This is a genomic window from Winogradskyella psychrotolerans RS-3 (assembly GCF_000427335.1).
GTDB lineage: Bacteria > Bacteroidota > Bacteroidia > Flavobacteriales > Flavobacteriaceae > Winogradskyella > Winogradskyella psychrotolerans.
The window spans coordinates 1-875 of sequence record NZ_ATMR01000182.1; the positions used below are offsets into that span (position 1 = coordinate 1).

The 875-nt window shown below is 38.5% G+C and carries 1 protein-coding gene; it reads right to left on the reverse strand.

What is annotated here, in order from left to right:
• Positions 1 to 422: TIM barrel protein (locus ADIWIN_RS16725; RefSeq protein ID WP_235047140.1), on the reverse strand; the 422-nt coding region annotated here is incomplete at its 3' end.
• Positions 423 to 875 lie beyond the last annotated feature (453 nt).

Here is an 875-nt window from a genome sequence, read left to right on the forward strand (position 1 = left end):
ATGTCATACAGTAATTTCAAGTTTTCAGAGCCGACAGCCTTACACAATTCAACTCCCCAAGCAGTGTGATCAGCCTGATAATCTTTGTGATTCACTTTACTATTGAGCAGTTCCATGCACATTATTATGCCATGTTCTTCTGCAATAGGCATGATCTTTTTCAAACCCATAGCGCAGTTGGTTATGCCAATATTATCGTTCAAACCATTCCTATTGCCTGAAAAGCAAATGATTTGCTTGTAACCAGCAGCAGCCACTTTCGGGATTTCTTCTGCATAACTTTGGATCAATTCATCATGTAGCTCTGGATTATTCCACCCTTTCTCTATGCCTAATCCGGCTCCCCAAGGCATGGCACAATAAAGTCCGTATTTGGATAAAATTGGCCATTCTTCAGGTCCCGCCAATTCTATGGATTTCAATCCAATCTCTACAGCAGCCTTACACAAATCTTCAAATTCAATGTCATTGTAACACCATCGACAAACGGAATGGTTTACATTCCTTTTAATTCAACTGGTAAATGAGATTCTGCTGCAGATAGCCGGTGAGACAATGAAGGCACTAGCATACTTGCCAGTCCCTGTTCCTGCAATTTTTTTCAACACCTTTCTTCTATTGTTAAGATTTTTCATTGCTTTTTGTTTAGAATAAGCCAACCATGATTTTTTTTGATTCAAGTCGATTTTGTCCGATTTTTTCTTTTTACTTTGAAGTATTTTCGATACTTAGCTGGCCTTCTTTAATGACATTAAATAGGCTACCAAGTCTACCAATTCCTGAGTACTCATCGATTTCTCTAAACCGGTTGGCATCATGGAATTTTCAATTTGTTTCATCGAAGACATGTCACTTGTTTTGATGGCCATAGTGCT